This is a genomic window from Bartonella sp. AA23NXGY (assembly GCF_042197165.1).
GTDB lineage: Bacteria > Pseudomonadota > Alphaproteobacteria > Rhizobiales > Rhizobiaceae > Bartonella.
Map to the genome: position 1 here is coordinate 1 of NZ_JBHIRO010000102.1, position 713 is coordinate 713.

At 41.1% G+C, this 713-nt stretch carries 2 protein-coding genes; both read right to left on the minus strand.

The window, feature by feature from the left end; translation table 11 throughout:
* Window positions 1–28: 28 nt before the first annotated feature.
* The gene (locus tag ACFINY_RS09880) at window positions 29–382 is read right to left on the minus strand and encodes a DUF1376 domain-containing protein (protein ID WP_375634796.1); all 354 of its coding nucleotides are present in this window, start codon (window positions 380–382) and stop codon (window positions 29–31) included.
* Window positions 372–713, minus strand: a 342-nt coding sequence (locus ACFINY_RS09885) for a crossover junction endodeoxyribonuclease RuvC (protein WP_375701081.1), incomplete at its 5' end; no start/stop codon positions are given. The genes ACFINY_RS09880 and ACFINY_RS09885, both read right to left, overlap by 11 nt.

Here is a 713-nt window from a genome sequence, read left to right on the forward strand (position 1 = left end):
GTCTGCAAAAAGCCTCGTCCATGGCAACTTAGTTGACATACTTCACCTCCCTTTCTTTATTATTATTGCAAGTGAAATTATCTAGCTCTTCTTCACTGAGACTGTTGAGTTCTTTTTCAACTTCTGAATTCCACAACCCACCATTGTCTAAACGTATGATGAATCCACCTTCAATCAAGGAATTCAAAGCTGCTTCAAACTCTTCTACTGGATAACCAATCCAACGAGCTAATACCCTTAAGTTGTTTAAAATAGGTTCACCAGTATGGAGCATTAGAAGTCGCAACATGACATAGATACATTTCTCGGTCGGCGACAAACAACCAAGAGTAAGAAGCCATTTGTATGCAAAAAGCCTCGTCCATGGTAATTTAATGGACATACCCCAATTCCCTTTCTTTAACTAAATATAAAATTGCTAAAGCATCTGCTTCGTTATCATCTTTCGGATTGTGCCCTTTTGCACGCACCGCCTTAATCATCTCTTCTTTCGACGCATTCCCCTTGCCTGTCGTCGCTTTCTTAATCGTACTTACTGGTATCCCCTCATACGGTATCTGATGCTGTTCACACCACGCCGTTAACGTTGCTAACAAACCACCGTAAACATGCGCTGCATCTGTACCTTTATGACGCCTCACCTCTTCAAAATACACCACGTCAATTTGACCTGCTGTCTGCTTTATTTCTGATAGCCATTGTTTAAAACGCAA